This is a genomic window from Bifidobacterium aerophilum (genome assembly GCF_010667685.1).
Lineage (GTDB): Bacteria > Actinomycetota > Actinomycetes > Actinomycetales > Bifidobacteriaceae > Bifidobacterium > Bifidobacterium aerophilum.
The window spans coordinates 91,833-116,548 of record NZ_WHZW01000003.1 but is presented as its reverse complement, the minus strand read 5'-3'; the positions used below and the strand labels follow the sequence as shown (position 1 = coordinate 116,548).

The following is a 24,716-nucleotide window of genomic DNA, read 5'->3' as shown; positions in this document are numbered from 1 at the left end:
ACATACCCCCTCAGTCAGCGTTGCTGACGGCTCCCCTCACAAGGGGAGCGGAAACAATGAAAGGAACCAACCACCATGGCAATCGAAAAAGCCGAAGTCTTCGTCACCAGCCCCGGCCGTAACTTCGTCGTCTTCCGCATCACCACCACCGACGGCGTCGTCGGCCTCGGCGATGCGACCCTCAACGGCCGCGAGCTCGTCGCCGCGGAGTACCTCAAGACCATCGCCCCGTCGCTGATCGGCAAGGACGAGGACAACATCGAGGACATCTGGCAGTACCTGTACAAGGGCGCCTACTGGAAGCGCGGCCCGGTCACGATGGCCGCGATCTCCGCCGTCGACGTCGCCCTGTGGGACATCAAGGCCAAGAAGGCCGGCGTGCCGGTCTACCAGCTGCTCGGCGGCGCCTCGCGCACCGGCATCCTGACCTACGCGCACGCCTCCGGCGTTGACCTGCCGAGCCTGTACGACAGCATCGACATGTACCGCGAGATGGGCTTCAAGGCCACCCGCATCCAGTACGCGCTGCCGGGCATCCCGTCCACCTACGGCGTTGCCGCCTCCGCCAACGCCCAGCAGGGCGAGGGCGAGAAGGGCGTGCGCTACGACTACGAGCCGGCCCGCCGCACCACCGTCCCGGTCGAGGAGGTGTGGGACGCCCGCACCTATCTCAACACCATCCCGGGCGTGTTCGAAGAGGTCCGCAACAAGTACGGCAAGGACCTGATCCTGCTGCACGACTCCCACCACCGTCTGCGCCCGATCGAGGCCGCCCGCTTCGGCAAGCTGCTCGAGCCGTACGACCTGTTCTGGATGGAGGACACCACCCCGGCCGAGGAGAACCAGCAGTACCTGCGCATCGTGCGCGAGCACACCACCACCCCGATCGCGATCGGCGAGATCATCAACTCCTGGTCCGACTACATCACGCTGATCGAGGAGCAGCTCATCGACTACGTGCGCTCCGCCGTCACCCACACCGGCGGTCTGACCCACATGAAGAAGCTCATGGCCTTCGCCGAGCTGTTCGGCGTGCGCTCCGGCTTCCACGGCCCGACCGACGTGTCCCCGGTGGGCATGGCCGCGAACCTGCACCTCGACCTCGCGATCCCGAACTTCGGCATCCAGGAGTACATGAAGCACTCCGAGGAGACGCTCGAGGTGTTCCACACCTCCTACACCTTCAAGGACGGCTACCTGCACCCGGGCAACAAGCCGGGCCTGGGCGTCGACTTCGACGAGAAGCTCGCCGCGAAGTACCCGTACCAGCCGGCCCCGCTGCCGGTCGACCGTCTGCTCGACGGCACCATGCACGAGTGGTGATCGGGGGTCGCTTGCGCCGGCCGCCGCGTGATGCGCGCAGGGCGGCTTCGCAGGCGATGACGACCACTGCCAGCTCCAGCTGACCTCGGCTGGGCGAAGCCAAACAGGCAGGCTCCGCCCAGCCGTTTTTTTGTGTGACGGACGATTTTGGCCGTTTGACAGGGGCTGACTGGCCGCCGATTACAAGCTTTTTGCAAACTTTGAGGCAGATTACGGATGAGGACGAGGTCTTTCTGCAAACTCTGAGGCAGGTGTTCCTCTCAATAACGCCATAATCCTTGGAAGGAGAGGCCAATTGAGGCCGATACGGCAGGTAGGCTGCCTCAGAGTTTAAGAAAAGACCCGTGCGGAAAGCCGAAACTGCCTCAGAGTTTGCGAAAAGCCCGTCAGCGGGCATCGTTGCGTCGGCGGCACCTGGCACCCGTACATCGCCAGTGGCTTGGAACGCCATCTGCTGTGCGTCCATCGATACTTGATACCAAGGAGTGAATAACGCTTATGCTCGATGAAACCTCATACGTCGGCGGCAGTCGGCCGGTCGACATCAACCTGCGCGCGGCCGATGTGGCCGCCGCCGCGAAGAACCGCAACGGCCTGACCTACAAGGGCTTCGGCGTGCTCTCGGGCAACGCCACGTCGGCGCTGCTCATGGACTACAAGGCCGAGCATCCGGACGCGTACTGGACGCTCGTGCGCACGCTGTACGGAGGCCCGCGCCCGATGATGAACACCGTCAAGATCGAAATGGGCAACGACCGCAACAACTCGACCGGTCCGAACGTCGCCACGATGCGCGAGCGGGACGAATACCCGCAGGTACGCCGCGAACCCGGCTTCCAGCTCGCCGCCGACGCCCGCCGCTACCAGCCCGGCGTGCACGTGAGCATCCTGCGCTGGCACGCCCCGACCTGGGTGCATGACAACGACGACGTGTACCGCTGGTACAAGAACACGATTCTGGCCGCATACCGCGAGTACGGCGTGATGGTCGACTCCGTAAACCCGGACGTGAACGAGCGCACCGCCGACCTCGACTGGGTGGCCGAGTTCGCTGATCGCGTGCACTCGGACACCGACGGTTTCCTGGGAAACGCTCCCGACGACCCGAACGCCGGCTTCCGTTCCGAGGCCGAGCGTGACCTGTTCCGCGCGATCAAGGTCATCACCTCCGACGAGGAGGTGACCGGCACATTCGGCGGCGACGTGATCGCGGACCCGCGTTATCTCAAGGCGATGGACGTGGCGTCGTACCACTATTCCGTCGAGGACGATAAAGACGGCAACTTCAAGCGCCTCGCCGACGAATACGACAAGGAGGTGTGGAACTCCGAGGCGCAGGCCGTGTTCTCTAACTCCGCCGACCGGCCGAACAACACGATGGACGACGGACTGGGGGAGCGCACCGGAACCGGCATCGGCGGCATCGGCGGCCCGCTGGAGATGGCGAACACGCTCATCAAGGGATTCGTCGAATCGCGCCGCACGGCCGCGTTCTACCAGCCGGCGATCGGCTCGTGCTACGAGCACATGGAGTACGCGTCGAAGGAGCTGATCTCCGCACGCGACCCGTGGAGCGGTTGGATGTATTACGATGCCGGCTGCGCCGTGCTTGAGCATTTCGCCCGTTTCGCGAACCTCGGCTATGACCCTGCCGTGACGTGGCGCGCCATTCCGCAGGCCAGCGACAGCAAGGTCGGCGGCAACAACCCGGTGTCCGGCGCGCGGCATGGCGAACCGAGCTACCTCACCCTCGCCGCGCCCGACGGCGGCGATACGAGCGTCGTCATCGTCAACGACAGTTCCCTGACCAAGACCTACCGCATCGCCATCGATTCCGCGTTGTCGGCCGCCGGTAAGCCGTTCACGATCTGGCAGACCCGCGCCGCGGATGCCGGTCAGCCGTACGATGCGAACTGGCGCAGGCCGGTCGCGATCGTGCGGTCGTCGGACGGTGACGGTCGCGGGGACGCCGCCGCGTATGAAATCGCCGTCGAACCGTGGAGCATGATCACCGCGACCACGCTCGACTCGGCGGACCCCGATCCCGCGAACGGCGGCACGTTCACGCCCAAGCCGGAATTCGCGTACGACCTGCCGCACACCGCCGAGAACAGCCGCGCCGTGCTCGATGTCGATCCCGCGAACGGCGTGCTGTACGCCGACGATTTCGCGTACGCCGACGCGCGGCCGGTGGAGGTCTACAAGTTCGACCGGCTGGTTTCCGAGGATTACCTGACCTCGCGCGGCGGCGATCACGGCGCGACCCCGCGGTACACCACCGACACGAACGGCGCGTTCGAGATCGTTCCGGACGACGAACGCGGCCACGTCCTGCGCCAGCAGATCGACTGGACGCACGCCGGCAACGCCTGGATCGAAGGCGACCCGCGCACCGCGATCGGCGACATGCGCTGGACGAACTACCGCGTGACGGTCGACGTGCAGTTCGAGGACTACCCGGGTCGCGCCCCGTACGCGCTGATCGGCGCGCGCGAGATGGGCGGCAACAAGTTCACCACCGACATCTGCGGCGTCGACTTCAAGATCCGCGCCGACGGCGTGTGGCTGCTGCGCAACTTCGGCAACGAGGTGCGTCGCGGCCATCTCGAGGATCTGAAAAAACGCGCCGCCGAAGCCGGCACGCGCCCGTTCGCGCCCGGTGCGGGCCAGTGGAACACGATCGCGCTTGAGGTCGCCGGCGACACCGCCACCGTGTTCGTCAACGGCGCGAAGATCACGACGTGGTCCGACCCCGCGCTGCAGTCCGCCGGCCGTGTGAACCTCGGCACGAGCTTCGATCACGTGCACTTCTCGAACCTGCGCGTCGAGCGCGTGGCGGGCGGCGCCTCGCCGTACTACACGCAGCTCATCGACGACATGCACATGACCTCGTGGGACGACTCCTCACGCCAGATCCTGCGCTACGAGGGCCCGTGGACGCACGACAACGGCCAGGGCATGTTCACGTACATGCGCACGATCTCGCGCGCCGACATGCCGGGGGCGTCCGTCGCGCTCGATTTCGACGGCACCGGCATCGACCTGTTCGGCCCGAGCGACGGGCGTGCACGGCTCGACGTGTTCGTGGACGGACATCTGGTGCGTGAGGCGGCGCCGACGTTTGCCACGAACGGCTCGCTGCGCTGCCAGCTGCGCGTCGACGGACTGGAACGCGGACGGCATGAGGTGGTGTTCCGCACCGCCGACTCGGCCGGTTTCGCGCTCGACGCGGTCGGCGTGCTCGCCTGATCCGGGCGGTTTCGCAAGACACGGGATAACGGCCGGTCACGCGACGGTTTTGTACCGCAACAATCCCTCGCGTGACCTTCCCGGTCCGAGCTGCCGCCGGCGGCCCGGTCTCCAGTCAATCCCCAGTTTGCCGACTATACTCAGGAACATTGCATAGGGGAGGTCCTGATATGGCTGATGACGACAAACTGGGGAACACCGGCGCCGCGAACGGCAGCGGCGAAGCGACCCCCGGCATCCTGACCGCTGAACAGCAGGATGCGGTCGCCGCGCTCGCCGCTACGAACAAGTACGCGAAACAGTCGAAGTGGAAGACGTTCAGGGAACTGCCCGCCAAGGACAAGTGGCCGTTCTTCGTGCAGCATTTCCTGTTGATTGTGGTCGGCGCGGTCATCGCCGTCGCCATGGTGCTTTCGCTGGTGCTGTCGGTGGCGCTCAAGGCGCCCGATCCGGAGCTGGCGATCGTCGGATTCGGCATGGACGACTACGCGGCCCAGCTCGACGAGCTCAAGGAGGCGTTCGTCAAGGAAGCCAAGATCGACGACGACCGTCTCGTGGACATCGACGGCTCGTACCGGCTCGGCGGCGACACCTCGAACATGTACGAGGACGATTCCGCGAAGATCATGGTGCGTGTCACCGCCGGCGACATCAACATGATGATCGTGGACAGGGATTCGATGCCGACGCTCATGCAGCGTGGCTACGTCTCGCCGATCAAGGACGCCGAAGGCAAGGATGCGCAGGCCGCGCTGGCGGCGTCCGGCGCGCTGGTCGACAAGAACGGCGAGACGACCGACGATGTGTCCAAGGCGCAGGGCCTCGACCTGTCCAAGTCGGCCACGTGGACCGGCATCGACGGCCTGCCGGACGACGCGATCCTCGTGTTCAGCAACATCGTCGACGACACGCACGCCGAACGTGCGCGCGAGTTCGTCGACTACCTGAAGTTCGAGTAGGGGCTGCTTCGGCTAAGGGCTATCGCACCGCGGTGGATTCGCGCTGGGTGAGCGTGTAGCCGACGGTGATCGTGGTCGGGTCGGGGCGTTTGCCGGCCGGGGCCTCGATCTGCTGGCGCAGGTTCATCACGGCAAGCGAGGCGAGCTGGCCCATGTCCACGCTGATCGTCGTCAGCGACGGCACCATGAACTCGCCCGAGGTCACGCCGTCGAAGCCGATCACCTTCACGTCGTCCGGCACGCGCAGTCCAAGATCGGCAAGTCCGCGGATCGTGCCGATCGCGGAGGAGTCGTTCAGGCAGAACAACCCGTCGAACGGCAGCCCGTCGCGGCCGCGCTCGCGGATCGCCTCGCGCGCGTACTCCTCGTTCATGCCCTTGAGCGGGATCACGACCGATTCGTCGTACGGCAAGCCGAGGTTGATGAGCGCCGACTTCGCGCCCATAAGGCGCAGCTTGCGCGTGGTGGGCGCGGACAGCAGTTCGTTCTTGTCGATGAACGGCGGGCCGACGATGCCGATGCGCTTGCAGCCCTGCGCGGCGAGATGCTGCACGGCCGCGCGTGCGCCCTCCTCGTTGGGGAACATGATCGCGGAGACGAGGGTCTTTTCCTCGCAGGTGTCGATGAACAGCGCCGGACGACCCTGTTTGATCGAGTCGACGAGTTCGCCGGTCAGGCCCGAGGCGTGGATGATCACGCCGTCGGCAAGCGTGCCGGAGAACAGCGAGTTCGACAGCGCGGTGGCCGCGGTGTCCGACTGGTATTTCGTCTCCTGCAGGAACGGCACCATGTCTTGGCTGACGATCGCGTTCGACAGCGCGTCGATGAGTTTCGAATAGAACGGGATGTCGTATTCGTTGACGATGACTTGGATGATGCCGCTGCGGCCGGATTTGAGCATGCTGGCCGACGCGTTGGCGGTGTAGCCCATCTCCTTGGCGATGGCCTGGATGCGGTCGCGCGTGGCATCGCTGATGCCGGGCGCGTTGCGCATGGCCTTGGATGCGGTCATGGCCGATACGCCGGCTGCTGCGGCTACATCTTTCAGCGTGACGGCGGCTCGTTTCATGATGCTCCTTTGGCATGCCTTGTGTAGAACTTCTCTATCGTAACCCAACGTTAGGTTAACGATCTCCGTTGTTTACCGATAATCATATAGATAATCCCAGCATTTCGTCAAATACGCGATTTGAGCAGTATGCGACACGCCGAAAGTTAACCGTAAACTATGATTTTGCCAAAATTTGCAATCGAGAAAACCGTTGGAATATAAGCGATCTACGGTATTGCTTCCGGTTGTCTCGCGGTTTTTCCCTGCACAATTTGCTGAACGTTAATCTATGGCTTATATTGGTTAGCGTTAACCCCACGACGAGGTGAACCGATAATTGAGTTGTTGTCCGGTACGGTTTTCTTCCTTTTCCTTCCGCGCCGGGCGGGGGCTCAGTCGTATCGGTGCGCGATGAACGCGCACAAGAAAGGAAACAAGATGTCGAACAAAGGTGTGGCGAAGAAGGCCATGGCCGCCATCGCGGCCGTCGGCGCCATGTCCATGATCCTGGCGGGCTGCGGCTCCTCTTCCGCCGACAAGAAGCAGGTCGACGAGAACGGCAAGCCGCTGGTCAAGGTCATGTTCCAGAACGCGACCAACCAGGACGTCAAGAACATGTCCTGGACCAAGGACCTCGAGAAGGCGTGCGGCTGCACGATCGAATGGTCCCAGGTTTCCGACGCCCAGTGGACGCAGCAGAAGTCCGCGACCCTGTCCGCAGGCAACCCGGCCGACGTCACCATCCGCGGCTACCACCCGGCCGACGCGCAGAAGTACCAGTTCTTCGAGGATCTGTCGGACGATCTCGACAAGATGCCGAACGTCGAGAAGTTCTTCAAGGAGCAGCCGCTCGCCAAGGGCATGGTCACCACCCCCGACGGCAAGATGTACACCCTGCCGCGTTACTCCGGCAAGAACTACAAGACCTCCGGCCAGCACCTGTTCATCAACAAGACCTGGCTCGACAAGCTGGGCCTGCAGGTGCCGAAGACCTGGGACGAGCTGTTCAAGGTGATGGACGCGTTCAAGACCCAGGATCCGAACGGCAACGGCCAGGCCGACGAGATCCCGTACGCGATGCGCAACATGGGCTCCGACATCGGCTGGTGGTCCCCGCTGCTGTTCCTGAACTCCACCGGCATCTCCACGCAGTTCAACAACTCCCCGTCGCGTTACGGCGCGTACGTCGAGAACGGCAAGGTCAAGAACTACCTGGTCTCCGACCAGCTGCGCGAGACCGTCGAGTTCCTGCACACGATGATCGAGAAGGGCTACAGCCCGAAGGACTCGCTGACGCAGGACTCGTCCAAGTACTACGCGTCGCTGACCGGTTCGTCGGATGGCAAGACCGCCACCGTGGGCCTGGCCATCACCAACGAGCCGAACGCCTTCGGCGCCGATCTGCGTGACCAGTACGAGGCGATCGAATGGCCGTCCTCCGCCGACGGCGTGACCGCCGCCGCCGATCACTCGCAGGACGAAGGCACGTTCGAGGACTACGGCGTGGCCGTGTCCGCCGACGCCCCGAACAAGGACGCGATCTTCAAGCTCATCAACGCCATGTACGACGGCTCCTCCAACTCCATCCAGCAGCGTTTCGGCGCCTTCGGCGAATGGGTCACCGATGAGGGCAACGACACCTACACCGTGAACTCCAAGTTCTTCAACCTCGGCGCCAACGACAAGAGCCCGGCCTTCGCCGACCGCTTCGCCGGCTGGATCCCGGATTCCGTCACCATCAAGGGCGACGAGGCCGCCGAACGCCTGAAGAAGGCCGACGACGTGTACGCCAAGGCCCTTGAGAACGTCGGCAAGGACTACTTCCCGATCACGCTTCTGCCGTCCGACGCGGATTCCACCACGCTGTCGAACAACTCCGCCACCTACCTGACCGCCGCCCTGCCGCAGATCGCCAAGTTCATCCAGAACGGCGGCGCGGACGACGACGCCACCTGGGACGCCTATGTCAAGGGCATCCAGCCGCTCGGCATCGACGAGAACAACCAGCTGTGGCAGAAGTGGTACGACGACGCCTGGAAGAAGATCAACGAGTGATCTCCTCCACGCCAGCGCCCCCTGTCAGGGGGAGCTGCCAGCCGCAGGCTGACTGAGGGGTCAAGCGCGACTGGCCTCTGACCCCCAGTCCGTTTCGTGGCCAGCTCCCCCTATCAGGGGGAGCAAAGAAACAAAGAAGATCCCCGCTCAGGGGAGCAAAAAAGGGGAATTCCCCGCAAGGGGGACAGAGAAACAACGAGCGCTCCCTCGCAAGAGGGGGCGCTCCCCTCCCAACAAACCAACCCATCTCCAAAGAGGAACAATGGTACAGAACACAGGCACGGGCGCGAGCGCAGTCTCGCAGACCGTCGACGCGGGCAACGCGGTTTCCGCGCCGGTTGTTGACAATATCGCGGCCCGCAAGCATCAGCCGCTTCCGGTGCGCATCGGACGGCATCTCAAGCTCTATTGGCAGTTGTGGACCTTCGTCCTGCCGGCCATGATCTTCGTGGCGCTCTTCGCATACGTCCCGATGTACGGCCTGCTGCTCGCCTTCAAGGATTACGATCCGCGCAAGGGCCTGATCGGCGGCAAGTTCGTCGGTCTCAAATACTTCAACCAGTTCTTCCAGAACCCTCAGTTCGGCACGATCCTGCGCAACACGATCAACATCGCCGTGCAGACCGTCGCCTTCGGCTTCGTCTTCCCGATCATCCTGGCGCTGCTCATCAACCAGATCCATTCGATGAAGATCAAGTCCTTCGTGCAGACCATCACGTACATGCCGCACTTCATCTCCACGGTCGTCATGGTCTCGCTCATCAACATCTTCCTGTCGCCGAACACCGGCATGATCGGCCGCTTCTTCGGCGAGCAGAGCCTGCTGGCCTACCCGCAGTTCTTCGCCCCGATCTACTGGATCACCGAGGTCTGGCAGCACTGCGGCTGGAACTGCATCATCTACCTCGCGGCCCTCTCCGCGGTCGACACGTCGCTGTACGAGGCCGCCAAGATCGACGGCGCCGGCCGACTCCAGCTCATCTGGTCCGTCGACCTGCCGACCATCCTGCCCACCTGCGTGATCATGCTGATCCTGAACATGGGCGGCATCCTGAACGTCGGCTTCGACAAGACCTTCCTGATGCAGAACGCGCTGAACCTGCCCGGTTCCGAGGTCCTCTCGACCTTCATCTACAAGATGGGTATCTTGAACGGCCAGATCTCCCTGTCCACGGCCGCGACGCTCTTCAACACACTGATCAACTTCTTCTTCCTGGTGCTGACCAACTTCATCTCGAAGAAGTTCTCGGACACGAGCATCTTCTAAAGGAGCGGGTGATACATCATGGCACAAGCAACTGCAACCCCCACCGGCGTCGCGCCGAAGACCGCCGCGGACGAGATTCCGTGGAACCCGAAGGTCACGCAGCATCGCACCGTCGGCGACTGGATCGTCGACATCGTGATCTGGACGATCCTGACCCTGGTCGTGCTCGCGGTGCTCTATCCGATCTGGTTCGTGATCATCGCGTCGTTCTCCGACCAGACGCTCGTCGCATCCGGCAAGGTGACGCTGTGGCCGCTCGGCTTCAACGTCAAGGGCTACGAGATGGTGTTCTCCGACGACCGCGTGTGGCAGGGCTACCTCAACACGATCATCTACTCCGTGCTCGGCACCGCGCTCAACGTGGCCGTGACCATCCCCGCCGCGTTCGCGCTGAGCCGCCGCGAGTTCGCCCCGCGCCGCATCATCATGTTCTTCTTCACGTTCACGATGTTCTTCGCGGGCGGCATGATCCCGAACTACCTGCTGTTCCGTTCCCTCGGCCTGCTGGACACCATGTGGGTGTTCATCCTGCCGAGCGCGGTCAACGTGTTCAACCTGATCGTCGCGCGTTCGTTCTTCGAGTCCTCGATCCCGGAGGAGCTGCACGAGGCCGCCCAGCTGGACGGCGAGTCGTACTACGGCTTCTTCTTCAAGATCGTCATCCCGCTGTCCGCCGCGATCATGGCCGTGATCATGCTGTACTACTTCGTGCAGCACTGGAACGACTTCGGCACGGGCCTCGTGTACATCCAGGACACGCACAAGCAGCCGCTGCAGAACGTGCTGCGCGACATCCTGCTCGCGAACTCGACGCAGACCGGCAACTCCTCGATGAGCGCCGGCGAGCTGCAGCTCTTCGCCGACCAGATCAAGTACGGCATCATCCTGATCTCCACGATCCCGCTCCTCATCCTCTACCCCTTCCTCCAGAAGTACTTCAACAAGGGGGTTATGGTCGGCGCTGTAAAGGGCTGATCCGTTAAGCGGACAGTCCGGTGGACTGTCCGTAGGATCAGCCTGAGTGAGGCGGTAGCCGAGCGAAGGTCGGATTGAGTCCGAGCGTAGCGAGGTCCGCTGTTGCAGGACTGATCTTCGATCAGCCTTTCAGGACAGTCCAGTGGACTGTCCGGCTGCGCCGAGCGGAGGGCTGCGGCAATACAGGCCGCAGCCCGGAGCCAGCATTGAGCCTCGCCGCAGGCGAGTCCTTAATTGCAGGACCGGAGCGGTCAAGACAGTCCGGTGGACTGTCTGTAGGCGTGGGGCGAGCGATATCGAGCCAGCATGATGTCACACGCAGTGTGTCCGTAATTGCAGATCCGAAGGCAGAGCCGGTCAAGATTCTCCCCTCCCTCCCCTCTCAGGGGAGGGTGTCAGCAACGCTGACGGGTGGGGTATCGCCGCGAATCCGCCAACAAAACAGCGTCGCTCACAGCCGAATCCCGTCCTCCCCGCGGTCCGAGGTCGCGGCTCCAGTCATCCTGCAGCCGACAGCGTTCCCCTGAAACGGGGAACGGAATCCTACACACTTGCCGGGCGCACTTCCAGAACAGAAGATTTCTCTCCTTCCGCTTCCGTTTCGGCCGTGCGCCCGGCTTTTTCATGTCCATATCCGTTGCGCGAAAACCGCCACGCAGAACCCGCACGGACGCGCACACATCCATCCATCCGCACTGTGAACAGTGAAAGGAACCAACTATGGCAACCACCAGATTGCCGCAACCGCAGGCGCCGGCCGACCCGTACGGCTACCTGCTCGTCCACTTCATCGAAGACCCCGACAACTACGCCGAGCGCATCTACCTCGACATCTCCGAAGGCGACGATCCCGAACGCTGGCATCCGTTGAACGGCGGCAATCCGATCCTCACGTCGAACCTCGGCACGACCGGCGTGCGCGACCCGTACCTGACCCGCAATCCGGAAACCGGCCGCGTCTACATCATCGCCACCGACCTGCGCGTCTTCGACGGCACCGGCCGCGGCTCCGCGCCGGGCAGCCCGTGGTACGGCTTCTCGCATCACGGCAGCACGAATCTCATCATCTGGTACTCCGACGATCTGATTCACTGGAGCGAACCGCACGCGCTCGACGTCTCCCGTCGCGTCGACGGCACGCATGCCCAGCTCGGCATGGCGTGGGCGCCGGAGGCCTTGTGGGTCGCGGACTACTATCCCGAAGGCTCGGAGGCCGAGCACAACGGCAGCCGTGGCGCGTTCGTCGTGTACTGGTCGAGCAAGCTGTTCGCCGACGACGATCCCGAACATGCCGACGACTCCGTCTACGACCGCATCCTGTGGGGCGCGACGAGCGACTTCACCGACGAGACGTTCGAATACGGCGGCATCTTCATCGACAAGCACCGCCCGACGATCGACACGACCATGCTGCAGCGCGCGCTGCCCGACGGCACCATCCGCACCTACCGCGCGACCAAGGCGAACGGCGCGTCCACGGTCGAACCGGCCGAGGTCAAGCGCGGCATCTGGCTCGACGCGACCGACGCGCCGCGCTGGTGGGAACCGGGAACCGAGTGGCACGTCATCCAGGAGGAGATCGGCGTCGACTGGATCCCGAACCGCGATCCGGCCGGCGTGGAAGGTCCGGCGCTGTTCGCCTCGCACTCCGACGACCGCGCGTACCTGTACGTGGACGTGATCCCGTCGATCGGCTACCGCCCGATGGTCACCACCGATCCCGACAAGGGGTTCGATTACCTGCGTTCCGGCGACTTTTCCATGCGCCCGCACACCAAGCATGGCGGCGTGATGTCCCTGTCCCGCGCCGAATACGACCGGCTGCGCGCGGCTGACGGTACACTTGGGTGATAGCGTTCACACAATCGTTGGTCAACGGGTAAGGGAGCTTCCATGCAACGGTTCGCAGTCGGATACGAGTTCGTGTGCCGCATCATCCTGATGCTCATGGTGTGTCAGGTCGCGTTCGTCGTGCATACGGTCATGGGCCTGGTCGTCGGCGGTTTCTTCCCGTCGATCGCGGCCCTGTACACCACGTTCCGCACCTGGCTGCTCGACGTGAAGGACCGCTCGTGGACCATCAAGCAGAGCTGGGTCACGTTCCACCGCGCATGGAAGGCGGAACTGGCCGGCGCGAACCTGTTCGGCTGGCCGCAGTTCATCGTCTGGGCGCTGCTGATCTGGGACTATTACCTCGTCAACTGGAACGACATGGGCCGCATCGGCTACGCGGTATCCGGCGTACTGCTCGTCATCAACGTGCTGTACGGCCTGTTCGTGCTCGTCTCGTGGGCGATCCGCGCGAACTTCGACGAAAAGCCGATGTGGGTGGTGCGCACGTCGGTCTCGATGGTGATCGCGCGCCCGTGGTGCTCGTTCATGGTGACCGTGCTGTTCTGCGCGACCGTCTGGGCGTACTGGACCTGGCCCGGTCTCGGCGTCGCGCTCGGCATCACCGTGCCGGTGTTCGCCGCGATGATGTGCATCTACTCCTACGGCCGCGTGCCCGGCATGGACATCCACGTGCTCGAGCCGGTCGAGGAAAAGAAGCGTCGCGGAAAGAAGAAGGAATCATGACGCAACCATACGAAGCGTACGTCTGGGCGTACTTCACCGGCGACCAAGGCGACAGCGAGCGGATCAGCCTCGCCATCTCGCGCGGCAACGACGCGCTGAACTGGCGGACGCTCAACGGCGGCCGTCCGCTGCTTACGTCCGCCTTCGGCACTCGCGGTCTGCGCGATCCGTTCATCATGCGCTCGCACGACGGCGATCGCTTCTATATCATCGCCACCGACCTCAACGTCGCCGCGCTGCACGGCGGCTTCCGCGAAGCCTAATGCCGTGGCTCACGCTGCTTGGAGATCTGGGAATCCGACGACCTCGTGCACTGGGGCGGTCAGCGGCACGTTCTCGTCTCCGCGCCGGACGCCGGCAATACGTGGGCGCCGGAAGCGTACTGGGTGCCCGAACTCGGCGAATACGCGGTCTACTGGTCGTCGAACCTGTATCCGGCGGTGGTGGGCGGCGGTGACGCTGCGGCTGGTTCCGTGTCCCACGGGGCCGACGACGCGACTGCGCCGACCGCTTCGCTTGCGTCGTCCGCACAGTCCGACCCCGCGCGCATGACCGCCGACGAGATCGCCGCGCAGACCGCGCGCGAACTGCCGACCTACGGACGCATGATGATCGCGACGACCAAGGATTTCCGCACGTTCTCCCGGCCTCGCGCGTGGATGGACGTGTGCCGCGGCAACGGTCACGACGGATTCGGCCTGATCGACGCGACCGTTGCGCACGACGGCGACTGGTGGTACCGGTTCGTCAAGGACGAGAAGCTCATGACCGTGCGCGAGGAACGGTCGCATGACCTGATGACGCCGGTCGTCGGGACGCTTCCGGGCGAGCATGGTGCGACGCCCGACGGCTGGCAGCTGATCCGCGAAAACGTCGGTGTCGGGCTGCCGAACGGCGAAACGGACGCCGATGGTACGCCGAAACTCTTCGCGCACGGCGAAGGGCCGTGCATCTTCCGCGCGAACCCCGGCGACGTGAACGGATACCGCTGGTTCCTGTTCATCGACCAGCCGCGTTACCACGGCGGCCCGAACCATTACATCGGCTTCGCCACGCAGGACCTCGCCGACCCGGACGGTTGGGTGCCGGTCAGCGGCAAGCTGCGCGAAGGCATCCCGACCAATGCGGACGGCGGCAAACCGCGTCACGGCACCGTCATGCCCATCACCGCCGCCGAACGCGACCGGCTCGTCGCCGCCTTCGGGGAGTGACGCGAGTCCTCTGTGCGCAAACCAACGCGAATCGGTTGTTTTGCGTCGGTTCGCGCACAGTAACATGCCGCTGGCCGTGACAATGGCAACAGGTGGCAAAACATGGCAACGGTGCGGCGCGCCGGATAGGCTGAAAAGCCGATGCGCCGATTATGCGCGGAAACCTGCCGTCCGGCTCGTCACTCAAGGAGGAGTCCCATCATGCTGCTGATCAACGATCGTCACGCCCCGGTGGATCTGGAACCAGGCATCACGCCTGTGCTGCGATGGCGTGACGACGCCGACAAGGAAGCGACTGATCCGGTACATAGCGGCGATCCGGTCGCTTGCCGGGCGGTCGTTGCCGAAACCCGCGAAGATGCGCTGGCCGGGCGCGGCACGGTATGGGACAGTGATTGGATCGATGGCGATGCGTGGGGCGGCGTGATGCTGGACGACATCGATATGAGGGCGTCGCGCCGATACTGGACGTCGCTGCGATGGAAGTATGCGGATGGCGCGATTGGCGATTGGGCCGAGCCGGCCACGTTCGGCACCGGTGCGGGTCACGAGTGGCAGGCCGACCCGATTTGGAGCGCGGAAGCTGGGGATGAGAAGATTGCTCCGCTTGCATCGCTCGGCCGAAATGACAAAAAAGATGGTTTGATCGATCGAAATGATGTGGATGATTCGGCCGATCGTCACAACCGCGATCTCGGCAACGCCGCCGGATGGGCGTTCCTGCGCGGCACCGTCACGCTGCCCGGCAAGCCGATCCGCTGGGCGACGCTCAACGCGACGGCCGCATCCACCCGCCCCGCGCGCCAGTTCGTCTATCGACTCTGGCTCAACAACCGATTCGTCGGCGTCGGCCCGACTTTCCCGATCCACGACGAGGCCCGATACGACGGATACGACGTCACCGCTCTCCTGCGATCGGGCGAGACGAACGCGATCGGCGTCGTCGCCTACACGATGGACGACCGTCGCTTTATCGCCCAACTCGACGTCTGCTATACGGACGGCACCATCGAACACTACGGCACCGGCGCGGACGCCACGCATGGCATGACCTGGCGCGCGCTCGCCGATCCGTCCGCCGTCTACCCGCCCAGCGCGTCGATCGGCACGCAGTACTTCGACGCCCCCGCCGAAAACCTGCGCGGCGACGCGTATCCGCGGCTTTTCGCCGATCCGGGCTCCGGTGATCTCGGCGGCGACAGTCGAGACTGGCTTCCCGTGACCGTCAAGCCGCAATTCGCCGAATTGCTGGCCACGCCGACCGACAAACTCGCCGTACGCTACGTGCGTCCGGCATCGCTGCTGCGCGTGGAACGCCCCGTGAAACAGGACGATCCCGATGATGCGGCGGTCTGCTGTATGGGCGAGGATGCGATTCGCGGTACGGCCGACACTGATTCTGACGCCCAGATCCTCAGCGTCATCGCCGACTTCGGCGGCGCGCGCATGGGCGGCATCCGACTCAACCTGCACCCGCGCCGGCCGATCGACGTCACCGTCCGTTACGGCGAGGTGCTCAACCCCGACGGTTCGGTGAAATTCCACCTCTCCGCCGGCAACGCGTACGAGGACCGCTGGCACGTCACGCCCGGCTGCGGGCCGCTCGCAACATGGGGGCTGCGCGTCTTCCGCTACGTCGAGATCAGCGTCGCCCAGCCGCCGGCCGCGCCGTCGTCGTGGGATACGCCGTCGCCCATCGGACTGGACGAACGCGCCGCCGCGATCGAGGAGATCCTGTTCGGCGGAGACGGCGACCGCACCGGTACTCCCGCACTGTCCGCCGCCGCGCTCGTCTACCCGTCCCTCGACGGCTCGACTGACGGATATCCGGGCTCGTTCCATTCGTCCGACCCCGCGCTCGACAGGGTCTGGCAGCTGTCCGCGCACACGATCGAGGCGCTGAACGGCAACATCTACGCCGATTCGTGGACCCGCGAACGTGCCGCCTACGAGGCCGACGCGTGGCTCCAGCAGCGCGCGCACCTCGCGCTCGACGCGGCGCCCGCGCTCGGCGCCTACACGGTCGACTACCTCATCGCGAACCGCACCTGGCCCACCGAATGGCCGTTGTACCTCATCCTCGCCGTGCACGATTCGTGGATGCGCAGCGGCTCGACCGCGCAGATCGCCGACCAGTACGACGGTCTGCTCACCTTGCTGCCCGACCGCTATCTCGACGCGGCGACCGGTCTGGTCGTCAAGGAACCGGGGGAGTCGAGCAAGACCGACGGCGATCTCGTGGACTGGCCGCCGTCCGAGCGCGACGGATTCCGGTTCGGGCAGGTCAACACGGTCGTCAACGCGCTCGCCTCGCGGGCTTACGCCGATATGGCCGATCTCGCGCGGGCCGTCGGGCATGACGACGATGCGTCGCGTTTCGCGGCCGTCGCGTCTCGCATGCGTGCGGCGATCCATGATCGGCTGTACGACGCGGGTCGCGGCGCGTATGTGGACGGACTGATGGTTCGCGCGACCGATGACGACGCGGCCGGGTTCGTTGCCGGCGGCCGCCGATTCGTACCGATCGATCATGCGTCGTTGCATGCGTCAGCGTTTGCCTTGGCGTTCGCCGATGTGCCGGCCGATCGGGTGCGGCGGGTCGTCGCGTTCCTGCGGTCGCGCGGCATGGCGTGCAGCGTGTACACGGCCGCACCGTACCTGCTCGGACTGTATGGGACGGGTGCGGCCGACGCCGCCGCCGATGCGACCGCGATGATCGTCGACCGTCGCACCACGCATTCGTGGGCATATATGATCGCGCAGAACGCGGGCGGCACGATGGAGGCGTGGGACGTGGCACGCAAGCCGAACACCACGTACTCGCATCCGTGGGCCGCGTCGCCGGCGTTCCTGCTGACGGAAGGATTGATGGGCGTGCGTCCGCTCGCGCCGGGATACCGCCGGTTCGAGGTCGCGCCGCAACCGGGCGGGGTGCGCGAGGCGGGTGCGGTTGTTCCGACGCCGGCCGGCGACATCCATGTTGCGTATCAGGTGAGGGAGGATGGCGCGATCGAACTCGATCTGACCGTTCCGTCGCGCACCCGCGCCGACGTGACTCTGCCGACCGCTACCTACCGTGATCTTGTCCCCGGTCGCCATCGCTTCATCGGATGAATTGCGGGGTGATGCGCGGGTAGGTTCGGCGGATTGCCCCGGATGTGCCAGTGTGAACAGGGCAATGTGCCGGAGTCTTCGGTGATTCGCCCCGCAGGCAGGTTGGTCAGCGAGGCGGGTCGCGGGGTATTTCCGTGTTTTGCCCACAAGGAGGGGCGTATGCGGGGCGGATCGCGGGTAGATTCCTTGGGACGCCTCGCAGGGAACTGCATGCAGGGCAACGGAGTGAGGTTTCCGGGATTTGCCCCGCTTGGGCATCTGTGTGCGGGGCGGATCACCGATACTTCCCGGGGTTGCCCTGCTATGCAGCTCACATGTGAAGCGACTTGCAGATGGTTTCCGGGATTTGCCTCGCTGGATGTCATGTGTATGAGGCGTTTCCCGAACGAATTTCTTGGCCTACCTTGCTGGAGGGCCATATGTGTCGGGGCGTCGATGGCTTCCGGGCTTTGCTCGGCGGGATGCGCGACTCCGAGCGTGTCGCAAAATTGTAGCGCTACAATAATGATCGTCAACGATGTTGTATCCATCCGTCATCAGCAAGGAAGCAGCCATGAGCAACACTTCATGCGATCAGTTCGCAATCGTCGGCAAACCGGCAAACGAAATCGCGGATCGGCTTGCCGGTGCGGCGAGCGGCAACGCAACCGACGTCAGCGTCGAAAATTCAGCCGCGTCGTCCGGCCAGCGCGACGCCATCGCCGCGCAGGTCTTCCGCGTCGACCCGTCCGGCACCGCGATCGAATGGACCAGCGACGGCGAATACGTGCGCGTCGACGCGTGGGGCGCGAACAGCGTGCGCGTGCGCGCCCGCCTCATGCAGCGTCCGCTCGACACCGACTGGGCGCTCCTCAAGCCGCCGGCCGACGCCCCCAAGCCGAGCATCGCGATCGGCGACACCGCCGCCGCACTCGTCAACGGCGAGATCGCGGTCAAACTCGAGGTCTTCGGCTGGGCCAAGGACAAGCTGCGCCTCACCTTCCTCGACACGCACACCGGCAAAACCCTCCTCAAGGAAGCCTCCGACGGCGGTGCCCTGCGACTGCGCGCCCGCAAGCACAACCCGCTCGAATCCGGCGCGGAAGCCCCCGTCGCCAGCTTCGAACCGCCGGCCGGCGAGCACCTGTACGGCATGGGCGAATACCAGCAGAACGTCCTCGACCTCAAAGGCTCCACGCTCGAACTCGCGCACCGCAACTCGCAATGCTCCGTCCCGTTCGTCGTATCCTCCGCCGGCTACGGGTTCCTGTGGCACAATCCGGCCATCGGCCGCGTCACGTTCGCACAAAACCGCACCGAATGGCAGGCCGACTACTGCGATCAGATCGACTACTGGATCACCGCCGGCCGCACGCCCGCGCAGATCGAATCGCAGTACGCCGACGCGACCGGCCACGCGCCCGTCATGCCCGAATGGGGCCTCGGATTCTGGCAGTGCAAACTGCGCTACTGGAACCAGCAGCAGCTGCTCGACGTGGCGCGCGGCTTCAGGAAGCGCAACATCCCGATCGACCTGATCGTCATCGACTTCTTCCACTGGCCGCTCATGGGCGACTTTCGCTTCGACGAGGAATTCTGGCCGGATCCCAAAGCCATGACCGACGAACTGCACAAGATGGGCATCAAGCTCATGGTCTCCATCTGGCCGCAGATCGACCTCAAATCCGAAAACTACGAGGAGATGCGCCACCGCAACTTCCTCGCCAAAACCCGTACCGGCAAGGACGTGGGCATGTGGTGGCCGCGCGACAGCCAGTTCTTCGACGCGACCAACCCGGACGCGCGCGCCTTCGTGTGGGGCAAGGTCAAGGAACACTACACCGACCTCGGCGTGGACGCGTTCTGGCTCGACGAGGCCGAACCCGAGTGGGGCGGCGACTACGACTACGCGCACTACATCTTCAACGCCGGCCCGGTCGGCAAGGTCGGCAACCTGTACCCGCAAAAGTACAACCAGACCTTCTACGAAGGGCAGCTGTCGATCGGCCGCGAAAACGACACGGTGAACCTGTCGCGTGCCGCATGGGCCGGCGCCCAGCGCTACGGTGCGCTCGTGTGGTCCGGCGACGTGCACTCCACGTTCGACGACCTCAAGGCGCAGATCACCTGCGCGATCCACATGGGCGCGGCCGGCATCCCGTGGTTCACCACCGACATGGGCGGCTTCGCGGGCTCCGACATCACCGCCGACGCGTTCAAGGAACTGTTCGTGCGCTGGTGCCAGTTCTCCACGTTCTGCCCGGTCATGCGCAACCACGGCGACCGCGGCCCGCGCAACCACCAGGTGCTCGACAACCGCGGCAACCAGATCACCCACGTGCACACCGGCGACGACAACGAGCCGTGGAGCTTCGGCCCGGACGTCGAGAGGACGATGGTCAAGTACATCCGGCTGCGTGAGGCGATGCGCCCGTACACGCGCGAGCTGTTCGCGGCGGCGCACGAATCCGGCCAGCCGCTCGTGCGCGGCCTGTTCTACGAGTTCCCCGGCGAGGAGGCGGCGGCCGACATCGCCGACGAGTACCTGTTCGGGCCGGATATCCTCGTCGCGCCGGTGACCGAACCGGGCGCGCGCTCGCGCGAGGTGTACCTGCCGGGTGCTGGTGTGAGCGAGGCCGACGACGCGGTTGGTGATGCGTCCGCCGAGCCGACCACGTGGACGAACCTGCACACCGGCGAAACGTTCGCCGGCGGCCAGACGATCACCGTCGACGCGCCGCTCGACGTCGTCCCCGCGTTCGCGCGCAACGGCCGCGATCACGGACTTGCCGGACTGATCTGACCGACCGGCTGATCGGTTGATCCGCCGACTGCGTCGACCGGATCGGCCGGTCAGCCGGTCCGATCGACCGTCGACCGGTTGACCCGAGCGGCCGTCGACCGGCAGGCGGGTCGACTACGATAAGACGCGGAGGTAAGGATGGTCACACTCGATGATGTAGCCGCACGCGCCGGCGTATCGCGCATGACCGCGTCGAACACATTGCGCGGCAAGATGGTAGGCGGCAGGCCGATCGTCAAGCCGGAAACCGCCGAACGCGTGCGCAAGGCGGCCGCCGAACTCGGCTATCGGCCGAACCTCGCCGCGCGTCAGCTCAGCTCCGGCCGCACCGGCATCATCGGACTGTCCGTCGCCGATCTCGACATGATCTTCCCGGCCGCGCTCGCCGCCACCCTCTCCGACGAAGCGTATCGGCGCGGCTACCAGCTCATCACCCAGCAGACGCGCATGTCCGCCGACTACGAGCGCGAAATGCTCGGCAGCGCCAGCGCGCAGATCTGCGACGGCACGATCGTGTGCTGGCCCAGCCGCGACACGGTATCCGCGCTTGCCTCCGCGCATGGGCATCCCCTGGTCGTGCTCGACGGATTCGGGCTTGAGGGGAGTGTCGACTGCGTGTTCACCCCGTGCGTTGATGGCGCGAAGGCGGCGGTGCGGCACATGGTCGCGTCCGGTGCGCGGCGGATGCTCGTTCTCGGCACATCGTACTGTTCCGGGAATGAGCTGACGAAGGCCGCGAACAGTGCCGGGCTGCGTTTGCGGGGTGCCTGCGAGGCACTGACCGAAGCCGGATTGCCGTATGGGCCTGACGATGTGGTGCCTTGCGGCTGGACCCGGCAATCCGGGTATGATGCCATGTCGCGGATCCTTGCGGATCGCGGCATGACTGCGGGGGACGGTCGCGCGAGCCATGATTCGCTGGGGTTCGATGCGGTGTTCTGCATGACGGACACGGTTGCGATCGGCGCGTTGCGGGCGCTGGCCGATGCCGGCGTGCGTGTGCCCGACGACGTGATGGTCATGGGCTTCGACGGCGTGGAGGACGGTCGGTACACGAATCCCGGCCTGTCCAGCGTGATGATCGATACCGCCGAGGTCTCGTCCGTCTGTCTGGACATGCTGGCGGATCGGATCGGCAAGTCTTCCGCTCGTTCGGGGGTTGGTGGCGCCGCTGCCGGTGCCTCCGATGCGCCGCGCACGCATATGCTCGCGTATCGCATTGTCTCGCGTGGCAGTGCCGAACGGTGACGGTTTTCGGCCGTGTTCGAGGGGCGGATTGTTTCTTGATGCGTTGGTGGGCTTACGGTACCTTCCGCCTCTTTTCGTATCCACTTGTCGGGAGGGCCGTTGCGCAGCGACTGTGGGACTGGCCGGGACTTGGGTTTTCGGCGCATACACCGGTAAAGATGGGGCAAATATTGCCGATTTGCAAACCTTGAGGCAGTTTTGACGACGCGGCGTCGTCGATTCGCAAACTGTGAGGCAGATGATGTTGCGAAACACGCTGAAACGCACCACCGAGCGGCCTTGTTGGATGCGATATATGCGATGCTGCGATCTGCGGCTACCTCAGAGTTTGCGAAATGACTTGTGCGGGACGGAATTTCTGCCTCAAGGTTTGCGAATTGCCTCGGTAATGGAGATCAGGGGGGATTTCGAGTGGGGTTCCCGAATTGCTGAGGGTCAAGTAGTGCTGATTCGCTGATGAGGAAAGTTCTGCTCGGCGTGTTATTCAAACGTTTGAATATACAATGATGGCAAATAAGGCCCCACAACGAGGAGGAGCGTCATGACCGCGTACCACGTTTCCGCATCCGCGCCCGCAACCGGCGCGGACGGCACCGAAGCCCATCCGTTCCGTACCATCAACGAGGCAGCCGCCATCGCGCGCGCCGGCGACGAGATCATCGTGCATGACGGCGTCTACCGCGAATCCGTCGACCCGCGATACGGCGGCGACGGCGCGGAGCATCGCATCGTCTACCGCGCGGCGGACGGCGAACACCCCGTCATCAAGGGTTCCGAGCGCGTCGACACCTGGGAGCGTGCCGAGGAGTCCTCGGACGGCATCGTGTGGAAGGCCGAGCTGTCGAACGCCATGTTCGGCGCGTTCAACCCGTATGCGCGCACGGTGTTCGGCGATTGGGTGATCGACGCCAGCTCGCACGCCCGTGCCATCCGCGAGGGGTGCGACGAACTCGCCCCGGAGGTCGTCGCGGCCGGCTACCCGGAACGTCCCGCTTGTCATCTCGGCTGTGTCTACCTCGACGGCCGTGCGCTCTACGAGGCATTCAGCCGCGAGGAGGTCGCCCATCCGCGCCCACGCACGGTTGGCTTCGACTCTGGCGCATGGCGCAACGGCCCGGTCGCGGACACCGCCGTCGGCAACCCGGACCTCACCACGCTTGTCTGGTACGCCGAAGTCACCGGCGACGCGTACACCGGCACCACCACCATCTGGGCCAACTTCCACGACGCGGACCCGAACAAGTCCCTCACCGAAATCAACGTGCGCGAAACCTGCTTCGCTCCATCCCGTCCCCAAACCAACTACATCACCGTGCGCGGCTTCGAAATCGCCCAGGCCGCAACCCCGTGGGCCCCGCCCACCGCCGACCAGACCGGCATGATCAACACGCACTGGTCGCGCGGCTGGATCATCGAAAACAACCACATCCACGACGCGAAGTGCTCCGCCGTCGCGCTCGGCAAGGAAGCCTCCACCGGCGACAACGACTGCACGCGCACCCGACGTAAGTCCGGCTACCAGTACCAGATGGAGGCCGTATTCAAGGCCCTGCGCTTCGGCTGGCAGCGCGGCGTGGTCGGCGGGCACCTCGTGCGGGGCAACCGCATCCACGACTGCGGCCAGACTGGCATCGTCGGCCACATGGGCTGTGCGTTCAGCCGCATCGAGCACAACGAGATCCACGACGTCGCCACGCGCCGCGAGTTCTGGGGCCACGAGATCGGCGGCATCAAGTTCCACGCCGCGGTCGATACGGTCATCGCGAACAACAACATCCACGACTGCACGCTCGGCATGTGGCTCGACTGGCAGACGCAGGGCACTCACATCGACCGCAACGTGTTCTGGGCGAACACGCGCGACATCATGATCGAGGTCAGCCACGGCCCGTACACGGTCAGCAACAACGTGCTCGCCTCGCCGATCAGCCTCGACATCATCTCCGACGGCGGCGCGTACGTGAACAACCTCATCGCCGGCACGATCCGGCTCGGCCGCGTCATGGACCGTTCCACGCCGTACCATTTCCCGCACACCACCGCGCCGGCCGGTTCCGCATTCGTCTACGGCGGCGACGACCGGTTCGTCAACAACCTGTTCGTGAAGGCCGACGGCACGCCCGACGACGCCGACGAACAGACCGGCTGGCTGGCCGAGGGGCATGGCACGCGCGCGTACAACCTGCAGGCCGCGCACGAGATGAAGCGTGGCGCGGGGGAGCATGGCGAGCGTCCGGCGACGCTTGACGAGTATCGCCGACTGGCCGACGAGTACGTCGGCATCAACGATGAGGATTATTTCCGCGATCTGCCGCAACCGGTGTTCTCGCGCGACAACACGTACGTCGGCGGTGCGAGGGCGCTGCTCGGAGAGACGGGTGCGCTGGTGCGCGACGGTTCGTTCGCGGTTGACATTGCGCAGGATGATGCCGATCGTTCGGTGCGATTGGCCGTGCGGGCTGATGGCGGTGCGGATGACGATGACGTGTTCGGCACAGGTGTGATCGTGCGCACCGCCGACCTCGGCGAGCCGCGCATCGTGGAGGAACGATTCGAACACGCGGACGGCAACCCGTTCGTCTTCGACACGGATATTGCGGGGGAGTCACGTGCGGCGCAATCCTCGCGCGGCCCGCTCGCCGCGTTCCGCCCGAACCGGTCTGTCACCGTGTGGCGCTGATCGGCGCGATCGCGGATATACGGAGTGTGTCGGTGCGACTGGCTTTCCCTTGTTGGATCGTGCGGTGATGGGTCCAGGGCTCGTCGCCGCACGATGTCGTGTCACACATTGTCGAAAATCGGTTTATATCGTTTTTGTGACAGCGATACTGTCGTCAATGGCGCGTATATCGTTTGACAAGGCAGGGTGCGACAGTTCGTCGAGAATCATGAACATTGGAATTAA

Annotated in this window: 15 protein-coding genes; 14 read left to right on the top strand and 1 reads right to left on the bottom strand. The window is 64.6% G+C overall.

The annotated features are described in order from the left end of the window. Window positions 1-75 precede the first annotated feature (75 nt). The 3 genes from manD (at window position 76) to GFD25_RS02060 (ending at window position 5,531) form a co-directional block, all read left to right on the top strand. Entirely contained in the window at window positions 76-1,323 is a 1,248-nt protein-coding gene (gene manD, locus GFD25_RS02070) for a D-mannonate dehydratase ManD (RefSeq protein WP_163229486.1), read from the top strand. A 498-nt stretch (window positions 1,324-1,821) separates the two neighbouring features. Beyond that, window positions 1,822-4,572, top strand: coding sequence for a sugar-binding protein (locus GFD25_RS02065; protein WP_163229484.1), 2,751 nt, complete (start codon window positions 1,822-1,824; stop codon window positions 4,570-4,572). Window positions 4,573-4,742: 170 nt separating this feature from the next. Then, window positions 4,743-5,531 carry a hypothetical protein gene (locus tag GFD25_RS02060; RefSeq protein ID WP_163229482.1) on the top strand — a complete coding sequence of 263 codons (789 nt, stop codon included), beginning with the start codon at window positions 4,743-4,745 and terminating at the stop codon, window positions 5,529-5,531. Between the two features lie 19 nt (window positions 5,532-5,550). Here GFD25_RS02060 and GFD25_RS02055 read toward each other — a convergent pair whose 3' ends face one another. Next, on the bottom strand, window positions 5,551-6,600 hold the full coding sequence (locus tag GFD25_RS02055) for a LacI family DNA-binding transcriptional regulator (RefSeq protein WP_163229480.1): 1,050 nt from the start codon (window positions 6,598-6,600) through the stop codon (window positions 5,551-5,553). 420 nt (window positions 6,601-7,020) lie between these two features. On the opposite strand from GFD25_RS02055, the gene GFD25_RS02050 reads away from it, so the two are divergent. The 11 genes from GFD25_RS02050 to GFD25_RS02000 all read left to right on the top strand — a co-directional run bounded on the left by GFD25_RS02050 (window position 7,021) and on the right by GFD25_RS02000 (window position 24,491). Beyond that, window positions 7,021-8,637, top strand: a complete 1,617-nt coding sequence (locus tag GFD25_RS02050) for a type 2 periplasmic-binding domain-containing protein (RefSeq protein WP_163229478.1) — start codon at window positions 7,021-7,023, stop codon at window positions 8,635-8,637. A gap of 262 nt (window positions 8,638-8,899) precedes the next feature. Beyond that, entirely contained in the window at window positions 8,900-9,904 is a 1,005-nt protein-coding gene (locus GFD25_RS02045) for an ABC transporter permease (protein WP_163229476.1), read from the top strand. 18 nt (window positions 9,905-9,922) lie between these two features. Beyond that, window positions 9,923-10,879 carry a carbohydrate ABC transporter permease gene (locus GFD25_RS02040; protein ID WP_163229474.1) on the top strand — a complete coding sequence of 319 codons (957 nt, stop codon included), beginning with the start codon at window positions 9,923-9,925 and terminating at the stop codon, window positions 10,877-10,879. A 720-nt stretch (window positions 10,880-11,599) separates the two neighbouring features. After that, window positions 11,600-12,730, top strand: coding sequence for a glycoside hydrolase family 43 protein (locus GFD25_RS02035; protein ID WP_163229472.1), 1,131 nt, complete (start codon window positions 11,600-11,602; stop codon window positions 12,728-12,730). A 42-nt stretch (window positions 12,731-12,772) separates the two neighbouring features. Then, complete coding sequence (locus GFD25_RS02030; protein WP_163229470.1) at window positions 12,773-13,456, top strand: YesL family protein; 684 nt, start codon at window positions 12,773-12,775, stop codon at window positions 13,454-13,456. Further along, window positions 13,453-13,719, top strand: coding sequence for a glycoside hydrolase family 43 protein (locus GFD25_RS02025; RefSeq protein WP_163229468.1), 267 nt, complete (start codon window positions 13,453-13,455; stop codon window positions 13,717-13,719). The genes GFD25_RS02030 and GFD25_RS02025 overlap by 4 nt, the downstream gene beginning before the upstream one ends. Before the next feature lie 18 nt (window positions 13,720-13,737). Beyond that, window positions 13,738-14,667, top strand: a complete 930-nt coding sequence (locus GFD25_RS02020) for a glycoside hydrolase family 43 protein (RefSeq protein WP_163229466.1) — start codon at window positions 13,738-13,740, stop codon at window positions 14,665-14,667. Window positions 14,668-14,868: 201 nt separating this feature from the next. Then, window positions 14,869-17,781 carry an alpha-L-rhamnosidase-related protein gene (locus tag GFD25_RS02015; RefSeq protein WP_163229464.1) on the top strand — a complete coding sequence of 971 codons (2,913 nt, stop codon included), beginning with the start codon at window positions 14,869-14,871 and terminating at the stop codon, window positions 17,779-17,781. A 553-nt stretch (window positions 17,782-18,334) separates the two neighbouring features. After that, window positions 18,335-20,563, top strand: a complete 2,229-nt coding sequence (locus GFD25_RS02010; protein WP_163229462.1) for a glycoside hydrolase family 31 protein — start codon at window positions 18,335-18,337, stop codon at window positions 20,561-20,563. Between the two features lie 138 nt (window positions 20,564-20,701). After that, on the top strand, window positions 20,702-21,811 hold the full coding sequence (locus GFD25_RS02005; RefSeq protein WP_163229460.1) for a LacI family DNA-binding transcriptional regulator: 1,110 nt from the start codon (window positions 20,702-20,704) through the stop codon (window positions 21,809-21,811). A gap of 541 nt (window positions 21,812-22,352) precedes the next feature. Beyond that, window positions 22,353-24,491 (top strand): right-handed parallel beta-helix repeat-containing protein, encoded by a 2,139-nt coding sequence (locus GFD25_RS02000; protein ID WP_163229458.1) that lies wholly within the window; start codon window positions 22,353-22,355, stop codon window positions 24,489-24,491. Window positions 24,492-24,716 lie beyond the last annotated feature (225 nt).